This is a genomic window from Corallococcus praedator (assembly GCF_003612125.1).
GTDB classification, from domain to species: Bacteria; Myxococcota; Myxococcia; order Myxococcales; family Myxococcaceae; genus Corallococcus; species Corallococcus praedator.
Window position 1 is genome coordinate 1 of the sequence record NZ_RAWI01000872.1, and the last position, 509, is coordinate 509.

General features: G+C 47.0%; 1 protein-coding gene. It reads left to right on the plus strand.

Annotated elements, in window-relative coordinates:
• The coding region (locus D7Y13_RS46285; RefSeq protein ID WP_208734580.1) for a hypothetical protein at positions 1-274 on the plus strand (274 nt) is incomplete at its 5' end.
• Between the last annotated feature and the right edge of the window lie 235 nt (positions 275-509).

The following is a 509-nucleotide window of genomic DNA, read 5'->3' on the forward strand; positions in this document are numbered from 1 at the left end:
TCTTGAAGTTGCGGCTGCTGTGAATCAAAGCGATCGACCCTTAATTCTCAGTGACGCTTCGATCGAGCGCGTTTTATCACTGAGCTATTTGCTCAAGCCGTCTGTTGAGTTTCAGCTTGTTAAAGCCGTTTTGCCGCAACTGCCGATCGATCGCGATCTGTTTCTCTATCAGCCTTCACCGCGACTGCGCCGCCAGCTTTCGCGCCAGTTCAAAGCGCAATTGCAGGCGATCGCAGGCGAATCGTGGAAAGTCACACTTCGTAAGGCACAATGATGAAGTTGCGATCGTCCTCTTCGTAACGGCTGATTCAAAACGGCTGATTTAATAAACTGCTAAATAATTGCTAAATCGCTCAAATCTTGCGACATGCAGCACAATTAATAGACGGTTCTCTTTTGAGATCGCCAAAATCCAACTGCTACTTTGTGGCTGATTGGGTTGCATCGATCGATTACTTTCTTTTACGATTCTCTGAAACGGTGTGAGGTAACTACGTACCATGCGAGTT